We start from the raw sequence: 16,872 nt of genomic DNA, 5'->3' as shown, positions 1-16,872 counted from the left end.
AGGCCGCCGACAAGCGCGCGCGACGGGACGGACCATTGACGCAGGGGCGCAGGTCGGCCGACCATTGCCCTGTCCGCAGAGCGATTTGTGCGGGGACGATGCGCGAGAGGGTCCGGTTTTATCTCGGGGAGGAGCGCATCGAAATTGCCTCCTGTGACCCGACGGCAACGCTGCTGGACTGGCTCCGCCTCGAACGCGGGCTGACCGGCACCAAGGAAGGCTGTGCCGAGGGAGATTGCGGTGCCTGCACGGTCGCGGTCGGGCGCCCCGACGGCGACCGCATCCGCTACGAGGCCATCAATGCCTGCATCAGGTTTCTGCCGACGCTCGACGGCTGCCAGGTGCTCACCGTCGAGCATCTGCGGAAGGCAGGAGCCCTCCACCCGGTTCAGGCGGCGCTCGTCGAACACCACGGCTCGCAATGCGGGTTCTGCACGCCGGGTTTCGTCATGTCGCTCTTCTGCCTCGCCCAGAACGAGCGCGATCCCTCGACCGACCGCATCGATGATGCGATCGCGGGCAATCTCTGCCGCTGCACCGGTTACCGGCCCATCGTGGATGCGGCCCAGGCAGCCTGCGCGAGCGATGCCGCCCGCCTGGACGTTGCCGCTCCCTTGAAGAGGCTCGCCGCGCTCTGCGACGACGAGATGGTTGCGGTGGGAGATGGCGAGCGGCGCTTCTTCGCCCCGGCAACTGTCGAGCAGCTCGGGTCCCTCCTCCAGGATCATCCCGACGCCATCCTGGTGGCCGGCGCCACCGATGTCGGTCTCTGGGTCACCAAGGAGATGCGCCGGCTCGACCCCGTCGTCTTCCTGGGTCGGATCCGGGAATTGCAGGCGATCGAGGAGACGGGCGAAAGCCTCGCGATCGGAGCCGCCGCGACACTCACGGAGGCCCAGCGGCGGCTCGCTTCCATCCACCCCCATGTCGGCGAGTTGATGCGCCGGTTCGGCGGCGAGCAGGTCCGCAATGCCGGGACGGTCGGGGGGAACATCGCCAATGGCTCGCCCATCGGCGACCTGCCGCCCGTTCTGATCGCCCTCGGGGCCACGCTGGTCCTGCGCGGCCCGAGCGGCCGGCGCGAGATGCCGATCGAGCGCTTCTTCCTCGCCTACAAGAAGCAGGACCGCGAGCCGGGCGAGTATGTCGAGCGGGTGCTCGTCCCGCGGCTCGGCCCGGACCACGCCTTCCACGCCTCCAAGGTTTCCAAGCGCTTCGACGAGGACATCTCCGCCGTCTGCGGCGCGTTCCGGCTGACGCGGGACGGAGCGGGCACCGTCACGGAAGCCCGGCTCGCCTTCGGCGGCATGGCGGCCATCCCCAAACGTGCTCCGGCGGCCGAAGTGGCTCTCATAGGACGGCCCTTCGACGAGGGCGCCGCCGAGGGCGCCGCAGCCGCGCTGGACCAGGACTTCTCGCCGCTCGACGATTGGCGCGCGAGCGCCCGCTACCGGTTGCTCGTCGCCGGCAATCTCATCCGCCGCTTCGCGATCGAGGAGAGGGAGCCGGACACCGTGACGCGGGTGGCCGGGCGTCTGGCGCGAGCCGGGGCGGGGAGCGCAAGCCATGCTTGAGCGGTCGCCTGCCCTCTCGGTCGCGGGCGACATGGGCGCGCCGCAGCGGCACGATTCCGCGCACAAGCATGTCGCGGGCGAAGCGCCCTACACGGACGATATCGTGGCGCCCGCAGCGCTGCTCCACGCCTATCTCGGCCTCTCCGAGCGGGCCCATGCGGGTATCGTGGGGCTGAATATCGACGCGATCCGGGCCGCGCCGGGCGTCGTGGCGGTGCTGACCGCGGAGGACATCCCCGGCGTCAACGACGTGACGCCCGTGACCGGCTTCCACGACGAGCCGCTCTTCGCGACCGACAAGGTCACCTGCCACGGCCAGCCGCTCTTCGCCGTGATCGCGACGACGCGGGACGCCGCCCGCCGGGCCGCGAGGCTCGCGGAGGTCATCTATGTCGACCTGCCGCCCGTGCTCGACGTCAAGGCGGCCCGTGGCTTCGGGACCGGCTTCGTCGCGCCCGGCATGACGCTCACCCGCGGCGACGCGAAGGACGCGCTCTCGGCCGCGCCGCAGCGGATCAAGGGCCGCGTCACGATGGGCGGCCAGGATCATTTCTACCTCGAGACCCACGTCGCGCTCGCGGTGCCGGGCGAGGACGGCGACGTGACCGTCCATTCCTCGACCCAGCACCCGACGGAGGTGCAGCACATGGTGGCCCATGTGCTGGGCGTGCCCTTCAACGCCGTGACGGTCGAGGTGCGGCGGATGGGCGGCGGCTTCGGCGGCAAGGAAACCCAGGGCAACCTCTTCGCCGCCGTCGCGGCGCTCGCGGCCGTGAAGCTGCGGCGGCCGGTGAAGATCAGGCCCGACCGCGACGACGACATGATCGCGACCGGCAAGCGGCACGATTTCGTGGTCGATTACGAGATCGGGCACGACGAGGAGGGACGCATCCTCGCGGTCGAGGCGACCTATGCGGCGCGCTGCGGGCACACGGTCGACCTCTCGGCCGCCATCACGGACCGGGCGCTCTTCCACGCGGACAATTGCTACTACTACCCGGCCGTCCACGTGACGTCCGAGCCATGGCGGACGAACACCGTCTCCAACACGGCCTTCCGGGGCTTTGGCGGCCCACAGGGCATGGTCGGGGCCGAGCGCTTCATCGAGGAGGTCGCCTTCGCGACGGGACGCGACCCGCTCGATATCCGCATGCTCAACTTCTACGGCGAGGGAGAGCGGGCGGTGACGCCCTATCATCAGGTCGTCGAGGACAACATCGCGCCGGAGTTGGTTACGGAGCTCGAGCGCCGCTCGGATTACCGCACCCGCCGGGAGGCGATCCGGGAGCTGAATGCCCGCAGCCGGATCGTGAAGCGGGGACTCGCCCTCACGCCCGTGAAGTTCGGCATCTCCTTCACGGCGACCCAGTACAATCAGGCGGGCGCGCTGGTTCACGTCTACACGGACGGCTCGATCCACCTGAACCATGGCGGCACCGAGATGGGCCAGGGCCTCTACACGAAGGTCGCCCAGGTCGTCGCCCGTGCCTTCCAGGCCGATCTCGACGCCGTGAAGATCACGGCCACCAGCACCGGCAAGGTGCCGAACACCTCCGCCACCGCCGCCTCCTCGGGCTCCGACCTCAACGGCATGGCGGCGCTCGATGCCTGCGAGACCATCAAGGCGAGGCTGCGCAGCTTCGCTGCCGGGAAATGGGACGTGGACCCGGCGGAGGTGGCATTTCTGCCCGGCCGGGTGCGGATCGGGTCGGAGGAGGTGCCGTTCGCCGATTTCGTCTGCGCGGCCTACAACGCCCGCATCCAGCTCTCGGCCACCGGCTATTACCGCACGCCCAAGATCCACTGGGACCGCCAGAGCGGCCGCGGCCACCCGTTCTACTACTTCTCCTACGGGGCGGCCTGTTCCGAGGTCGCGGTCGACACGCTGACGGGCGAGTACAGGGTCGAGCGGGTGGACATCCTCCATGATGTCGGGCGCTCGCTGAACCCGGCCATCGACCGCGGGCAGATCGAGGGCGGCTTCATCCAGGGCATGGGCTGGCTCACCACGGAGGAGCTGTGGTGGGATGCCCAGGGCCGCCTGCGCACCCATGCGCCGGCCACCTACAAGATCCCGGTCGCCTCCGACCGGCCGCGCATCTTCAACGTCGACCTCTGGGACGGCGAGAACCGGGAGGCCACGATCGGCCGCTCGAAGGCGGTCGGCGAGCCGCCCCTGATGCTGGCGATCTCCGTCCTGCACGCGCTTTCCGACGCGGTCGCGAGCGTCGCCGACCATCGCTTCTGCCCCTGCCTCGACGCCCCCGCCACGCCGGAGCGCGTCCTCTTCGCGATCGAGGCCTTGCGGGAGCGGGTGCAGAAAGGGGCCGGGCAGTGAAGCGCGACAGCCCCTGCCCGCCCTCCCCCTCGTGGGGAGCGTGGCCCGATGCCGGGGCTCAGCCCCGGGCAGGAGGGGCGGGTGGGGGGCCGGACGAGATCGCATCCACCGTGGAGCCTGGCGGCACGCCCCCCACCCCCGACCCCTCCCCACGAGGGGGAGGGGAGCGCCTCCCGCTCTCGTCCGCGCTTGCGCATCTCGTCGCCCGCGGCGAGCCCGCGATCCTCGTCGCGCTCGCCAAGGCGCGAGGTTCCACGCCCCGCGAGGCGGGCGCCGCGATGCTCGTCACCACGGGCGAGAGCCGCGGCACGATCGGGGGCGGGCAGCTCGAATTCCATGCGATCGATACCGCCCGGGTGATGCTCGCGCGCGGCGAGGCCAACCGGGAGCTCGACCTGCCGCTCGGGCCGCTGCTCGGCCAGTGCTGCGGCGGCCGCGTGCGGGTGAGGCTGGAACTGGCCGGGCCGGAGCATGTCGGGGCGCTCCGCGCCGCCGAGGAGATGGAGCGGAACCGCGCGCCGAGCGTGCTCGTCTTCGGCTGCGGCCATACGGGCTGGGCGCTCGCGCGCGCTCTCGCTCCCCTTCCCTTCCGGACCACGCTCGTCGACGACCGGCTCGAGACCGGCCTGGAACTGCCCGCGGAAATCGCCTTCGCGCAGCTCGACGACCCGGCCGCCGCTCTCGCCGCCGCGCCGGCCGGAGCCGCCTTCGTCATCCTCACCCATTCCCACGCGCTCGATTACCGGCTCGCCGACGCGGCGCTCCGGCGGGGCGACGCCGCCTATGTCGGGATGATCGGCTCGGCCACGAAGCGCGCCCGCTTCGGCCACTCCTTTCTGCAGGGCGGCGGCTCGGCGCGGGCGCTCCATGCCCTGACCTGCCCGATCGGCGGGTCGGATGTTGCGGACAAGCGCCCGGACGTGATCGCGGCCCTCACGGCCGCCGAGCTGATCCGGGTTTTCGCGCGGCGCAGTTCGTGCGAGGCAGGAGAAATCGGAGAGAAGCCCCGACAGGCTGTCGCGTGACGTCCCCACAACCGCCCCGCCTGGAGCTCTCCGGGATCACCAAGACCTTCCCGGGCGTCGTCGCGAACGAGGACGTGAGCCTGCGGGTCGAGCCGGGCGAGATCCACGCGCTTCTCGGCGAGAACGGCGCCGGCAAGTCCACGCTGGTCAAGATCATCTACGGCGTGCAGCAGGCCGACGAGGGCGAGATCCGCATCGACGGCCGCCCAGTCGCGATCCCGAGTCCCAAGGCCGCGCGCGCCCTCGGCATCGGCATGGTGTTCCAGCACTTCTCGCTGTTCGACGCCCTCACGGTGATCGAGAACATCGCGCTGGGGCTCGACGAGGCGGTGGACCGGGGCGACCTGGCGCGGCGCGTCGATGCGATCCTGCGCGCCTACAGCCTGCCGCTGGATCTTGAGCGCGAGGTCCACACGCTGTCGGTCGGCGAGCGGCAGCGCATCGAGATCGTCCGCTGCCTGCTCGTGAAGCCGCGGCTCCTCATCATGGACGAGCCCACCTCCGTGCTGACCCCGCAGGAGGCCGAGAGGCTGTTCGCCATGCTGCGGCAACTCGCGGCCGAGGGCTGCGCGATCCTCTACATCTCGCACAAGCTGGCCGAGATCAAAGCGCTCTGCAGCCGGGCGACCATCCTGCGGGGCGGCCGCGTCGTCGCGAGCTGCGATCCCCGGGCGGAAACGACCCGGCGCATGGCGGAACTGATGATCGGGACGGAGCTGCGGCAGGTCGAACGGCACGGTCGCGCCGCGCCCTCCGGCGCCGTCCGGCTCCAGGTGGAGGGGCTGTCCCTGCCGCCCGCCGGGCCGTTCTCGGTCCCGCTCCGCGACATCTCCTTCGCGGTCCGGGCCGGCGAGGTATTCGGCATCGCGGGCGTTGCCGGGAACGGCCAGTCGGAGCTCCTGCTCGCGCTCTCCGGCGAGCGCGCTGCGCCGGCGGCCGAAATGGTGCGCCTGGACGGGCGCGCGGTCGGCCGCAACCGCGCCGGCGCGAGGCGCCGCGCCGGGCTCTGCGCCGTGCCCGAGGAGCGCAACGGCCACGCGGCCGTGCCGGACCTCTCGCTCTCGGACAACGCCATCCTGACGGCACGCCACCGGCTGCCGCTGACCGCGACGGGGTTCCTGCGGTTCGGGGCGGCGCGGGGCTTCGCGCGCCGGGTGATCGAGCGCTTCGGCGTCAAGGCCGTCGGGCCGGGTGCGGCGGCCCGGAGCCTTTCGGGCGGCAACCTGCAGAAATACGTGATGGGACGGGAGATCCTGCAGCACCCCGAGGTCCTGGTCGTCTCGCAGCCGACCTGGGGCGTCGATGCCGGGGCCGCGAGCGCCATCCACCGCGCGGTCCTCGACCTCGCCGAGGCGGGCTCCGCCATCGTGGTCATCAGCCAGGATCTCGACGAGCTCCTTGCCCTCTCCGACCGGCTGGCCGTGCTCAACGAGGGCCGGCTCTCGCGGCCGATCCGCGCCGAGGAGGCCAGCCCCGACGAGCTCGGGCTCCTGATGGGCGGGGTGCACGGCGAGCACGCGGGAGCACGGCCCTCCTCGGGAGGCGCCGGATGCTGAAACTCGAGCGACGGCCCGAGCCCTCCCGGGCCATGATCTACCTGACGCCCTTTCTCGCCGTGCTCCTCACGGTCGCGGCCGGCATGATCGTGTTCGGCCTGATGGGCTATGACGGCCCGGGCGCCGTGCGGCAGATCTTCCTGGCGCCCCTCTCGCACCCGGATCGCTGGCCCGAGCTCCTGGTCAAGGCCGGGCCCCTGATCCTGATCGCCACGGGCCTCTCCGTCGGCTTCCGGGCCAATGTCTGGAACATCGGCGCGGAGGGCCAGTACATCGCCGGCGCGATGGCCGGGACGGGCGTCGCGCTCCTGACCTGGGGGCAGGAGGGTCCCTGGATCCTCCCGGCCATGTGCCTCGCGGGCGTGCTCGGCGGCCTGGCCTGGGCGGCCATCCCGGCCTTCCTGCGCACCCGCTTCGGGGTCAGCGAGATCCTGACCAGCCTGATGCTGACCTATGTGTCGGTCCAGCTCCTGTTCTTCCTGGTGCGGGGGCCCTGGAAGGATCCGGACGGGTTCAACTTTCCCCAGACCCGCATGTTCACGCCCGACCAGACCCTGCCGGCGGTCGCGGAGGGCTCGCTCGTCCATCTCGGGATCCCGATCGCGGCCGTGGTGGCGCTCGTGGTGTGGGTGCTGCTCGCCCGCACGCTCGCCGGCTACGAGGTGAAGGTGGTGGGGCTCGCGCCGGCCGCCGCCCGCTATGGCGGCTTCTCCGAGCGCCGCACCATCTGGCTGACGCTGCTCGGCGCCGGCTGCCTCGCGGGCCTTGCCGGCATCTTCGAGGCGGCGGGTCCATTCGGCCAGCTCACGCCGCAATTCCCGGGCGGCTACGGCTACACGGCCATCATCGTGGCCTTTCTCGGCCGCCTGCATCCGGTCGGCATCATCCTTGCGGCGCTCGTCCTCGCGGTGACCTATGTGGGCGGCGAGCTCGCGCAGACCGCCGTCGGATTGCCCCAGGCCGCGACCGGCATGTTCCAGGCGATGCTCCTCTTCTTCCTGCTGGCCGCGGATGTGCTGATCCGCTTCCGCCCGGCCCTCACCCGGTCTGCACGGGCGAGGGCCGCGTGAGATCCTCGATCCGCTCCCGCCTCCTCAGCGCGACGAAAGTGGGAGCCGCCGCATGAACACCGCGCTGCTCGTCTCCTTCGTCATGACGGTCGCGATGGCCGCGACCCCCATCCTTCTCGCCTCGCTCGGTGAACTCGTGGCCGAGAAGGCCGGGGTCCTGAACCTCGGCGTGGAGGGCATGATGCTCATCGGCGCCGTCACGGGCTTCGCGGCGGCGACGCTGACGGGCTCCGCCTATCTCGGGCTCCTGGCCGCGATGCTGGGCGGCGTCGCGGTCTCGCTGATCTTCGCCGGGCTCACCCTCGGGCTATCCGCGAACCAGGTCGCGACCGGGCTCGCGCTCACCATCTTCGGCACCGGCGCCTCGTCCCTGCTCGGCGCGCCCTTCGTGGGGCGTACGATCGAGCGGCTGGGGCCGCTGCTGCCGGCGGACCTCGCGGAGCACCCGCTGCTGCGCGTCGTCTTCGGCTACGACCTGCTCGTCTACCTCTCGCTCGGGCTGACCTTCGCGGTCGCCTGGTGGCTCAAGCGCACGCGCCCGGGGCTGATCCTCCGGGCGGTCGGGGAATCCGACTCCTCGGCCCGTTCGATCGGCTACCCCGTCCTGGCGGTCCGCACGGCGGCGGTCGCCTTCGGGGGGGCGCTCGCCGGCCTCGGGGGCGCCTATTTCTCGCTCGAGCTCACGCCCATGTGGGCCGACCGGCTGACGGCCGGGCGCGGCTGGATCGCGCTCGCCCTCGTCGTCTTCGCGTCCTGGCGACCGCTGCGGCTCCTGGCCGGGGCCTACCTGTTCGGGGCCGTCATGACCTTCGAGCTCCACGCGAAGGCCTCGGGTTTCGGGCTGCTGCCGCCGGAAATGCTGGCGATGCTGCCCTATCTGGCGACCATCCTCGTCCTGACGCTGATCTCCATCCGGCCCGGCCGCCTCTCGGCTGCGGCACCCGCGTGCCTGGGAAAATCCTTTTCGCCTGCCTAAATCGTCACCTGAAAGGAGAGATTGCTCGATGGCCGCCATCATTACCCGCCGCAAGCTGATCACCGGAGCCGCAGGGGCCGCAGCGCTGCCGCTGCTGGGCGGGACGCTCGCCGCGCAGGCGCCGCTCGGGGTGGGCTTCATCTATGTCGGCCCGACCGGGGATTACGGCTGGACCCACTCGCACGACCTCGGCCGCAAGGCGATCGAGAAGGAATTCGGCGGGAAGGTGAAGACGAGCTTCGTCGAGAACGTGGCCGAGGGGCCGGATGCCGAGCGCGTGCTCCGGCAGCTCGCGACGGGCGGCAACAAGCTGATCTTCGCCACCTCCTTCGGCTTCATGAACGCGGCCGTGCGGGTCGCCCGCGCCCTGCCGAACGTCTGGTTCGAGCACGCGACCGGCTACCAGCGCGCGGCCAACCTCGCGACCTACAACGCCCGCTTCTACGAAGGGCGCGCCGTCTGCGGCACCATCGCGGGCCACCTCTCGAAGACCGGCACGGCCGGCTACATCGCGTCCTTCCCGATCCCGGAGGTCGTGATGGGGATCTCGGCCTTCACGCTGGCCGCCCAGAAGGTGAACCCGAACTTCAAGACGAAGGTGCTCTGGGTCTCCACCTGGTACGACCCCGCCAAGGAGGCCGATGCCGCCAAGGCCCTCATGGACCAGGGCTGCGATATCCTCGCCCAGCACACCGATTCACCCGCGCCGCTCCAGGCCGCGGAGGCGCGCGGCATGCTCGGCTTCGGCCAGGCCTCCGACATGCTCGCCTATGCGCCGAAGGCGCAGCTCACCTCCATCGTCGACGAATGGGGGCCCTACTACATCCGCCGGGTCAGGATGGCGCTCGACGGCACCTGGAAGTCGGGCGACACCTGGGACGGCCTGAAGGAAGGCGCCGTCCGTATGGCCGCCTACGGCGAAGCCGTCCCGGAGAACGTCCGGCGCGAGGCGGACAAGGTCAGGGACGGCATCATCGCCGGCACGATCCATCCGCTCGCCGGCCCCATCAAGGACCAGAAGGGCGAGCTTCGGGTCAAGGAAGGGGAGCAGATGACGGACGCGCAGCTCTCGAAGATGGACTGGTACCCGGCCGGCGTTCAGAGCTGACGGGCGCGAGCCCACCCCAGCCGGCGGTGCGGACCCGCCCGCCGGCTATTTCTTGGCCAGGCTCTCCAGCTTCTGCTGCATCTCGGCCATCTGCTTCTTCAGCGCGTCGAGCTCGTTCCCGCCGGAGGCCTGCGTCGACGGGGCTGAAGGCTTCTCCGGCTCGTCCCCGGCCTTGGGCGTGAAAGGCGACCACATCCGCATCGCCTCCGTGAAGAAGGTCATGTTGGCCCGGACCTGATCCTCCATGGCGTGGAAGGCCGAGGGCCCGAAGGTCTTCTCCATCTGGTCGCGCAGCTTCTGCTGGTCGCGCGTCAGGTGGTCCATCGAGAATTCGAGATAGCGCGGCACCAGGGCCTGCATGCTGTCGCCGTAGAAGCGGATGAGCTGGCGCAGGAAGGTCGTCGGCAGGAGGTTCTGCTGCCCGCCCTTGCTCTCCTGCTCGAACATGATCTGGGCGAGAACCGAGCGGGTGATGTCCTCGCCGGTCTTGGCGTCGTTGACGACGAAATCCTCTCCCGCCCGGACCATGGCGGCGAGATCCTCCAGCGTGACATAGGTGCTGGTCCCCATGTGATACAGGCGACGGTTGGCGTATTTCTTGATGACCGTCGGCGCCTTTTCAGTGGCCATTCGACCCCCATCCTCCCCGGAACGGTTCCGAGTTTTTCACGGGCCGTGCTGCACTGCAATCTGGATTTTATCTAAGAAGGACGGAGATCCTTCGCACCGGCAGCGCGGCTGTTGTGCAGCGATGCTGCGCAGCATGCGCCCGAGGATAATAGCCGGGGCGGCAACGTCGCCGCCTTGGCCGGGTGGCACACGAGGCAAGTCACCGCGGGAAGCGGCAGGCTTCGCACCCTTGCCTCCGGCCGCCACATCCGACCATTAGACGGGCCAGCACCAGCCGCGGGTGACGCGGCGTCGGACAGGGGAGCCATGTCCTTCACCCTCCGGTTCGGGCCCGTTCTGGACGCCTGGCGCCAGCTTCTCGACGGCATCTGGGTCACCCTGCAGCTCTCGGCTGCCGCGATGCTGATCGGGCTGGTCGTCGCCGTCGTCTGCGCCTGGGCGAAGGTGTTCGGGCCGCGCTGGGCGGGCTGGATCGTCAACGTCTACGTGGAGGTGATCCGGAACACGCCGTTCCTGGTGCAGCTCTTCTTCATCTTCTTCGGGCTTCCGGCCGTCGGGCTCCGGCTCTCGCCGGACGCCGCCGCGCTCGCCGCGCTGGTCGTCAATGTCGGCGCCTATGCGACCGAGATCATCCGGGCCGGCATCCAGTCGGTGCAGAAGGGGCAGATCGAGGCGGGGCTGGCGCTCGGCCTGCGGCCGCTCCAGGTGTTCCGCCTCGTGATCCTGAAGCCGGCGCTGCGGGCCGTCTACCCGGCCCTGACGAGCCAGTTCATCCTCCTGATGCTGTCCACCAGCGTCGTGTCGGCCATCTCGGCCGACGACCTGACCTCCGTGGCCAACAACATCCAGTCGCGGACCTTCACGAGCTTCGAGGTCTATATCGTCGTCACCCTCATCTATCTCGGCCTGTCCTTCCTGTTCGCCGCCCTGTTCCGGGCGATCGACAGGCGCGTCTTCGCCTACCCGGTGGCCCGCTGATGCTGAGGCAGTTCGGCCCCACGGAGGCGCTCTTCATCCTGGCGGCGGCGCGGTGGACGATCGCGCTCTCCGCGATCGCGTTCCTGGGCGGCGGCATCGGCGGGCTCGCGGTCGCCCTCGCCCGGGTATCGCCTCGCAAATGGCTCTCGCGGCTCGCGAGCGGCTTCATCCAGGTGTTCCAGGGAACGCCGCTGCTGATGCAGCTCTTCCTCGTCTTCTTCGGCGCGAATGCCTTCGGGCTCGGGCTGAACCCCTGGTTCGCGGCCGCGATCGCCCTGACCCTGAACGCCAGCGCCTTCCTGGGCGAGATCTGGCGCGGCTCGATCCAGTCGGTGCCGACGGGACAATGGGAGGCGGGGACGGCGCTCGGCCTGCATTACGGGCGGCTGATGCGCCTCGTCATCCTGCCCCAGGCGATGCGGGTCGCGCTACCGCCCACGGTCGGCTTCCTGGTCCAGCTCATCAAGGGCACGTCGCTGGCCGCTATCATCGGCTTCACGGAGCTAACCCGGGCGGGGCAGATCATCAACAACGCGACCTTCCGGCCCTTCCTGGTCTTCGGGCTCGTGGCGGCCATCTACTTCGCCCTGTGCTGGCCGCTTTCCCTCCTGGCCGCCTGGCTGGAGCGACGGATGGCGGCAGCCCACGCGCGTTGACGCCGCCCGGCCGATCGGCGACGGCTGCGCCACAACCTCTGGAGGAATTCATGTTCAGCACAATCTCGCGCCGGGCCGCGCTTTCGGGCCTGGCCTTTGCGGCGGCGCTCGGCGCGGCGGCGCTTGGCGTCCAGCCGGCCGGCGCGCAGACGGTCGACGAGATCAAGAAGAAGGGCGTGGTGAATATCGGCATGCTGGTCGACTTCCCGCCCTTCGGGATCACCAACCTGGAAGGCAAGCCGGACGGGTTCGACGCCGATGTCGCCAAGGACCTCGCCAAGGCCCTGGGCGTGCGGGCCAACATCGTGCCCGTCACCGGGCCGAACCGGATCCCGTATCTCCTGACCGGGCAGGTCGACATGCTGATCGCCTCGCTCGCGATCACGCCCGAGCGCGCCAAGCAGGTCGCCTTCTCGGATCCCTATGCGGGCATCCGGATCGTCGTGTACGGCAAGACCTCGGCGGCCGTGAAGGAGCCGGCCGACCTGAAGAAGTTCACGGTCGGCGTCGCGCGCGCCTCCACGCAGGACGTGTCCCTGTCCGCGATCGCGCCCGAGGGCACCAACATCCGCCGCTTCGACGACGACGCCTCGGCCGTGCAGGCGCTCCTGTCGGGCCAGGTGGACGTGATCGGGGCCGCGACGCCGGTCGTCGGCGAGATCGAGAAGATCGCCCCCAAGGGTGCCTTCGACACCAAGATCACGCTCCGCGAGCAGGTGCACGGCATCGCGCTCCGGCCCGGCCAGGACGACCTAATGAAGGCCGTGAACAGCTTCATCGCGCAGCAGCGCGAAAGCGGGCAGCTCAACGCCACCTTCAAGAAGTGGCTCAACACGGACCTTCCGGACCTGAAGAAGCCCGCCACCTGAGCGGCGAAACATGCGCGAAACGGAGAGCCGGCTTCGCGCATCATCCAGGCAACGTGGCGAATCTAGACAACCTCTCCGACCGGCAAGAACCACGCCGGCGGATGGGGGTATCGATGATCGCTCGCACCAAGGTTCTGTCCACTCTCGCTGCCGCCGCCCTCCTGGGCGGCGCGACGCTCGGCTCGGCGAGCCCGGCCCAGGCGTGGTGCGGATATTACGGGTGCGGGTACGGCTATTCGGACGGTGCGCTGGCGGCCGGCATCATCGGGGGCCTCGCGGTCGGCGCCATTGCGGCCTCCGCTGCGCACCAGGCCCAGGCGGAACGCGAGGCCGAGGCCCGCCGGGCCTATTACGGCCCGCGCCGCGCCCCGGCCCGCAAGGCGCGGGCGGCCCGCCAGGTCCGGCGCTGAAACTGCGTCAGCCCGCCGTCGGCACGGGCGAGGCGCGCGGCACAAGGACGGGGGCGAACTGGCGCGACCTGCGCCGCTCGTAGACCGGGATCGGACGGTGGAGCTGCTTGGTGGCGTCCACCATGTGCAGCCCGGCGAACGGGAGGGACAGGCTGCGGCCGAGCCCCTCCCAGGCTCCCGCGCCGGACAGGAGGAAACGGCTTCTGAGCGGCGGCACGTAGAGGATCTCGGCCCAGCTCTCGGGCGAGAACAGCGCCCCTTTCATCAGGTGGCGCAGCTGCCGCCGGCTGAAGGGCTGGCCATGCCCGAACGGCGTCGTATCCACCCGCGACCACACTCCACGCCGGTTCGGGCAGACGAGAACGAGGCGCCCACCCGGCGTCAGGATGCGCCAGACCTCGTTCAGGAGCTCCGCCGGACTGGCGACCGTCTCGAGCGCATGCACCACCAGAACCCGGTCCACCGAGCCATCGGCGAGCGGCATCATCATCGGGTCGACCAGCGCGGAGGCGGACAGGCCCGAGGCCGGCCAGTTCACGACGCCCTGCCAGCCCGGCATGAAGGCGAGACGCGGGCCGGTCCCGTCCAACTCGGCCAGGAACGGGACGGCATAGCCGAGGCCGAGCACGCTCAGGCCGCGCAGGTCCGGCCAGAACTGCGCGAGCGTGCGGGTGACCACCCGCCGCGCGACGTGGCCGAGAGGCCCCGCGTAGAAGGCGCGCAGATCCGTGACGTCCACGCTCATCCGACCCTGCCCTGCTCCCGGTCCGGCCGGATCCCGGCCGAGGTTCCATCGTTTCCCGGCCCGTGATAGCCGAACGGCCGTTCACGCGGGATTATATCCATGCCGGCCGACATCCACGCCTTCCGCTGCCTCGAGGACAATATCGGGGTCCTGATTCGCGATCGCGCCACCGGCGCCTGCGCGGCGATCGATGCGCCGGAGGAGGCCGCCGTCGTGAAGGCGCTCGACGAAACGGGCTGGAAGCTGAGCCACATCCTGGTCACGCACCGGCACGCCGATCACGTCCAGGGCATCCCGGGCCTCAAGGCGCGGTTCAACTGCCGCGTCGTGGCACCGAAGAAGGCGGCCTCCGAGGTCCCCGATGCCGACCAGACGGCCGGCGAGGGCGACCGTGTCGCAGTGGGCGACCTCTCGGCCGAGGTCTGGGACACGCCCGGCCATTGCCGCGACCACATCGCCTACTGGTTCGGCGCCGACAAGGTTCTCTTCGCGGGCGACACCCTCTTCACGCTCGGCTGCGGCCGGGTGATGGAATCGACCATGGACGAGATGTGGCATTCGCTCGAGCGCTTCGCCGCGCTTCCCGACGACGCCCGGGTCTATTCCGGGCACGACTACGTCCTATCGAACGCCAGGTTCGCGCTCGCGGCCGATCCGGACAACGCCGCCCTGAAGGCGCGGTTCGCCGAGGCCGAGGCCGCCGCGAAGGAAGGCCGCTTCCTGGTGCCCTCGACGATCGGCGAGGAGAAGGCCACCAATCCGTTCCTGCGCGCGGGCGAGCCGGCCCTCGCCAAGTCCGTCGACAAGGCGGGAGCGCCAGCCAACGAGGTCTTCGCGGCCCTGCGCGAGTGGAAGAACCGCTTTCGATGATCGCCGCGGGCCTCACGGCCGAGGAGGTAATCCGCCTTCTCGACCTCGCGCCACACCCGGAAGGCGGGCATTTTCGCGAAACCTTCCGGGATCCGCGCACGGTCGAGGGGCGCTCGGTCGCGACGGCCATCTACTACCTCCTGGCGGAGGGCGAGACCTCCGCCTGGCACCGCGTCGATGCGGCCGAGACCTGGCACCATTATGCCGGCGCGCCTCTGGTCGTGACGACCTCCTTGGATGGGCATGATGCCGAGGCCCGGCATCTCGGGACGGACCTCGCGGCCGGAGAGCGGCCGCAGATCACCGTGCCTGCCGGGACGTGGCAGAGTGCGGCGAGCCTCGGGGCCTGGACGCTCGTCGGCTGCACGGTCGCGCCCGGCTTCCGCTTCGAAGGCTTCGAGATGGCGCCGCCGGACTGGCGGCCGACGCGGGGGCTCTCCTCCGATGCCTGACCTGTCGCTCGTGCAGGCGCTCGAGACGCGCCTCATCAATGCCTGGCCGTCCTTCGAAATCGAGGTGGTCGGCGGCTGGATCCTTCGCTTCGCGGAGGGCTATTCGAAACGGGCCAACGCGGCGACCCCGTTCGTGCCCGGAGCCACGATCGACCCGGCGCTCATCGACCACATCGTCGGCTCCTTCGAGGAGCGGGGCGTCTCACCCTGCTTCCGCCTGACGGGCGTCGAGGACCGGCGCTGCGAGGAGGTGCTGGCCGCCAGGGGCCTGGTGGATTTCGACCCCTCGCTCTGCCTCGTCGCGCCGCTCGGGCCCGAACTGGAGCACGATCCGTCCCTGATCGTCCGCCCAGCCCCGAAGCCCGCCTGGATCGAGGCGGCGGCGGCCGCCTATGGCGGGGAGAAGGCGAATGCCGAGCGGCTCGGCCGCATCGTGCGGCTGATCCGTCGGCAGGCCGGCTTCGCCACGCTGTCCCTCGACGGGGAGGATGCCGGGTGGGGCCTTGCGGTCGCGGAGCGCGGCTGGGTCGGGCTCTACGATCTCGTGATTTCCCCAAGCCTGCGCGGCCTCGGGCTCGGCCGCCGGCTCGTCACCTCCCTCATGGCATGGGGCCGCGAACAGGGGGCCACGCATGCCTATCTGCAGGTGCGGGAGGCCAACGAGGTCGCCACCAGCCTCTATACGTCGCTCGGCTTCACCACCGGCTACCGCTACACGCACCGCATCCTACCGCCGCCTCCCGGCTAGCGCCGGCAGCGTCGCCACGACGGCGCCGGCCGCGATCAGCCCGCAGGCGAGGGCCAGCGACCAGGTCGGCTCGGCGTAGCCAGCCAGAATCAGGATCCCTGTCGAGGCCACCGGGATCGCATAGGAGCCGATCCCGAGCAGCCTGATGTCGCCGCGCTTCATGCCGACATCCCACAGGTAGAAGGCGGCCCCGACCGGCCCGAGCCCGCTCGCGACGACGGCCGCCCACTGCAGGGGGCTTTCCGGCCAGATCGTCCGTTCGAAAGCGAGGTGGCACAGCAGGCCGAGCGCCGCGGTCGCGAGGCAGAACCCGGTGACGGCGTCGGTCGGCACGGCCGCCACCCGCCGCGACAGGACCGAATAGCCCGCCCACACGAAGGCGCAGGCAAAGGCGCAGGCGTAGCCTGCCCAGTATTCCGGCCGGATCTCGATCGCGCCGCGCCCCGCCACCAGCACGACCACGCCCGCAAAGCCGAGGAGCGCGCCCGCCACGTGCTGCAGGCGCAGCCGATGCCCCGGCAGCAGCGCCGAGAACAACACGATGAGCAGCGGCCAGAGATAGTTGATGAGCCCCGATTCGGCGGGCGGCGCGAGCTTCAGGGCTGCGAAATAGAGCGCGTGATAGCCGAACAGCCCCGCGATCCCGAGCGCCCAGACGGGCGGCGCCTGGCGCAGGGCGGCCGCTGCCCCGGGGCGGGCAAGCCAGGACAGGGCCCCGAGCCCGCCCCCGATCGCGAAGGTCATCGCGAGGAGCTGGAAGGGCGGAACGGGGCCCGTCGCGGCCGTGAACAGCGCGAGCAGGGACCAGAGCGCGGCCGCGCCGAACCCGGTGATCGTTGCGGCGCGGGAAGACATGCCCGCGCCCTA

The 16,872-nt window shown here is 70.6% G+C and carries 17 protein-coding genes; 14 read left to right on the top strand and 3 right to left on the bottom strand.

Annotation, left to right across the window (positions count from 1 at the left end; all coding sequences use genetic code 11):
• Positions 1–98: 98 nt before the first annotated feature.
• The 7 genes from xdhA to ACO2SS_RS03795 are packed head-to-tail and all read left to right on the top strand — an operon-like array spanning position 99 to position 9,647.
• A complete protein-coding gene (gene xdhA / locus ACO2SS_RS03825; protein ID WP_423276265.1) occupies positions 99–1,574 on the top strand; it encodes a xanthine dehydrogenase small subunit in 1,476 nt (491 codons plus the stop codon).
• Positions 1,567–3,912, top strand: a complete 2,346-nt coding sequence (gene xdhB, locus ACO2SS_RS03820) for a xanthine dehydrogenase molybdopterin binding subunit (protein WP_423276264.1) — start codon at positions 1,567–1,569, stop codon at positions 3,910–3,912. The genes xdhA and xdhB overlap by 8 nt, the downstream gene beginning before the upstream one ends.
• Positions 3,909–4,937: a xanthine dehydrogenase accessory protein XdhC gene (xdhC, locus tag ACO2SS_RS03815; RefSeq protein WP_423276263.1), complete on the top strand. Its 1,029-nt coding sequence runs from the start codon at positions 3,909–3,911 to the stop codon at positions 4,935–4,937. The genes xdhB and xdhC overlap by 4 nt, the downstream gene beginning before the upstream one ends.
• Positions 4,934–6,493 (top strand): ABC transporter ATP-binding protein, encoded by a 1,560-nt coding sequence (locus ACO2SS_RS03810; protein WP_423276262.1) that lies wholly within the window; start codon positions 4,934–4,936, stop codon positions 6,491–6,493. Before xdhC ends, ACO2SS_RS03810 begins: the two co-directional genes overlap by 4 nt.
• A complete protein-coding gene (locus ACO2SS_RS03805; RefSeq protein WP_423276261.1) occupies positions 6,487–7,563 on the top strand; it encodes an ABC transporter permease in 1,077 nt (358 codons plus the stop codon). Before ACO2SS_RS03810 ends, ACO2SS_RS03805 begins: the two co-directional genes overlap by 7 nt.
• 52 nt (positions 7,564–7,615) lie before the next feature.
• On the top strand, positions 7,616–8,539 hold the full coding sequence (locus tag ACO2SS_RS03800) for an ABC transporter permease (RefSeq protein WP_423276260.1): 924 nt from the start codon (positions 7,616–7,618) through the stop codon (positions 8,537–8,539).
• A gap of 28 nt (positions 8,540–8,567) precedes the next feature.
• Positions 8,568–9,647 (top strand): BMP family ABC transporter substrate-binding protein, encoded by a 1,080-nt coding sequence (locus ACO2SS_RS03795; RefSeq protein WP_423276259.1) that lies wholly within the window; start codon positions 8,568–8,570, stop codon positions 9,645–9,647.
• Positions 9,648–9,692: 45 nt separating this feature from the next.
• On the opposite strand, the gene phaR is transcribed toward ACO2SS_RS03795, so the two are convergent.
• Positions 9,693–10,277: a polyhydroxyalkanoate synthesis repressor PhaR gene (phaR, locus tag ACO2SS_RS03790; RefSeq protein ID WP_423276258.1), complete on the bottom strand. Its 585-nt coding sequence runs from the start codon at positions 10,275–10,277 to the stop codon at positions 9,693–9,695.
• A 306-nt stretch (positions 10,278–10,583) separates the two neighbouring features.
• On the opposite strand from phaR, the gene ACO2SS_RS03785 reads away from it, so the two are divergent.
• The 4 genes from ACO2SS_RS03785 (at position 10,584) to ACO2SS_RS03770 (ending at position 13,190) form a co-directional block, all read left to right on the top strand.
• Positions 10,584–11,255, top strand: a complete 672-nt coding sequence (locus ACO2SS_RS03785) for an amino acid ABC transporter permease (RefSeq protein WP_423276257.1) — start codon at positions 10,584–10,586, stop codon at positions 11,253–11,255.
• Entirely contained in the window at positions 11,255–11,911 is a 657-nt protein-coding gene (locus ACO2SS_RS03780; RefSeq protein ID WP_423276256.1) for an amino acid ABC transporter permease, read from the top strand. Before ACO2SS_RS03785 ends, ACO2SS_RS03780 begins: the two co-directional genes overlap by 1 nt.
• 50 nt (positions 11,912–11,961) lie before the next feature.
• On the top strand, positions 11,962–12,780 hold the full coding sequence (locus ACO2SS_RS03775) for a transporter substrate-binding domain-containing protein (RefSeq protein WP_423276255.1): 819 nt from the start codon (positions 11,962–11,964) through the stop codon (positions 12,778–12,780).
• A 113-nt stretch (positions 12,781–12,893) separates the two neighbouring features.
• A complete protein-coding gene (locus ACO2SS_RS03770) occupies positions 12,894–13,190 on the top strand; it encodes a hypothetical protein (RefSeq protein ID WP_423276254.1) in 297 nt (98 codons plus the stop codon).
• A gap of 7 nt (positions 13,191–13,197) precedes the next feature.
• On the opposite strand, the gene ACO2SS_RS03765 is transcribed toward ACO2SS_RS03770, so the two are convergent.
• On the bottom strand, positions 13,198–13,935 hold the full coding sequence (locus tag ACO2SS_RS03765; RefSeq protein ID WP_423276253.1) for a methyltransferase domain-containing protein: 738 nt from the start codon (positions 13,933–13,935) through the stop codon (positions 13,198–13,200).
• A 99-nt stretch (positions 13,936–14,034) separates the two neighbouring features.
• Between ACO2SS_RS03765 and gloB the strand changes: the two genes are divergently transcribed.
• From gloB to ACO2SS_RS03750, 3 genes are read left to right on the top strand one after another with little or no spacing between them, the layout of a single operon-like run.
• Positions 14,035–14,805, top strand: coding sequence for a hydroxyacylglutathione hydrolase (gene gloB, locus ACO2SS_RS03760; protein WP_423276251.1), 771 nt, complete (start codon positions 14,035–14,037; stop codon positions 14,803–14,805).
• Complete coding sequence (locus ACO2SS_RS03755) at positions 14,802–15,257, top strand: cupin domain-containing protein (protein ID WP_423276250.1); 456 nt, start codon at positions 14,802–14,804, stop codon at positions 15,255–15,257. The genes gloB and ACO2SS_RS03755 overlap by 4 nt, the downstream gene beginning before the upstream one ends.
• A complete protein-coding gene (locus ACO2SS_RS03750; RefSeq protein ID WP_423276249.1) occupies positions 15,250–16,005 on the top strand; it encodes a GNAT family N-acetyltransferase in 756 nt (251 codons plus the stop codon). Before ACO2SS_RS03755 ends, ACO2SS_RS03750 begins: the two co-directional genes overlap by 8 nt.
• Here ACO2SS_RS03750 and ACO2SS_RS03745 read toward each other — a convergent pair.
• The gene (locus tag ACO2SS_RS03745) at positions 15,985–16,860 is read right to left on the bottom strand and encodes a DMT family transporter (protein WP_423276248.1); all 876 of its coding nucleotides are present in this window, start codon (positions 16,858–16,860) and stop codon (positions 15,985–15,987) included. The genes ACO2SS_RS03750 and ACO2SS_RS03745 overlap by 21 nt on opposite strands.
• Positions 16,861–16,872 lie beyond the last annotated feature (12 nt).

Origin of the sequence: Enterovirga sp. CN4-39, from assembly GCF_049446235.1 — a bacterium.
In the GTDB taxonomy this organism is placed as follows: Bacteria; Pseudomonadota; Alphaproteobacteria; order Rhizobiales; family Beijerinckiaceae; genus Enterovirga.
The sequence above is the reverse complement of the archived record's forward strand: the minus strand, read 5'-3'. Positions and strand labels throughout refer to the sequence as shown.

What these genes read in the sequence shown, in the direction of transcription:
- xdhA (WP_423276265.1), top strand. Translation starts at nt 99, where the DNA reads ATGCGCGAGAGGGTCCGGTTTTATCTCGGGGAGGAGCGCATCGAAATT.
- xdhB (WP_423276264.1), top strand. Translation starts at nt 1,567, where the DNA reads ATGCTTGAGCGGTCGCCTGCCCTCTCGGTCGCGGGCGACATGGGCGCG.
- ACO2SS_RS03805 (WP_423276261.1), top strand. Translation starts at nt 6,487, where the DNA reads ATGCTGAAACTCGAGCGACGGCCCGAGCCCTCCCGGGCCATGATCTAC.
- ACO2SS_RS03800 (WP_423276260.1), top strand. Translation starts at nt 7,616, where the DNA reads ATGAACACCGCGCTGCTCGTCTCCTTCGTCATGACGGTCGCGATGGCC.
- ACO2SS_RS03795 (WP_423276259.1), top strand. Translation starts at nt 8,568, where the DNA reads ATGGCCGCCATCATTACCCGCCGCAAGCTGATCACCGGAGCCGCAGGG.
- phaR (WP_423276258.1), bottom strand. Translation starts at nt 10,277, where the DNA reads ATGGCCACTGAAAAGGCGCCGACGGTCATCAAGAAATACGCCAACCGT.
- ACO2SS_RS03785 (WP_423276257.1), top strand. Translation starts at nt 10,584, where the DNA reads ATGTCCTTCACCCTCCGGTTCGGGCCCGTTCTGGACGCCTGGCGCCAG.
- ACO2SS_RS03780 (WP_423276256.1), top strand. Translation starts at nt 11,255, where the DNA reads ATGCTGAGGCAGTTCGGCCCCACGGAGGCGCTCTTCATCCTGGCGGCG.
- ACO2SS_RS03775 (WP_423276255.1), top strand. Translation starts at nt 11,962, where the DNA reads ATGTTCAGCACAATCTCGCGCCGGGCCGCGCTTTCGGGCCTGGCCTTT.
- ACO2SS_RS03770 (WP_423276254.1), top strand. Translation starts at nt 12,894, where the DNA reads ATGATCGCTCGCACCAAGGTTCTGTCCACTCTCGCTGCCGCCGCCCTC.
- ACO2SS_RS03765 (WP_423276253.1), bottom strand. Translation starts at nt 13,935, where the DNA reads ATGAGCGTGGACGTCACGGATCTGCGCGCCTTCTACGCGGGGCCTCTC.
- gloB (WP_423276251.1), top strand. Translation starts at nt 14,035, where the DNA reads ATGCCGGCCGACATCCACGCCTTCCGCTGCCTCGAGGACAATATCGGG.
- ACO2SS_RS03755 (WP_423276250.1), top strand. Translation starts at nt 14,802, where the DNA reads ATGATCGCCGCGGGCCTCACGGCCGAGGAGGTAATCCGCCTTCTCGAC.
- ACO2SS_RS03750 (WP_423276249.1), top strand. Translation starts at nt 15,250, where the DNA reads ATGCCTGACCTGTCGCTCGTGCAGGCGCTCGAGACGCGCCTCATCAAT.
- ACO2SS_RS03745 (WP_423276248.1), bottom strand. Translation starts at nt 16,860, where the DNA reads ATGTCTTCCCGCGCCGCAACGATCACCGGGTTCGGCGCGGCCGCGCTC.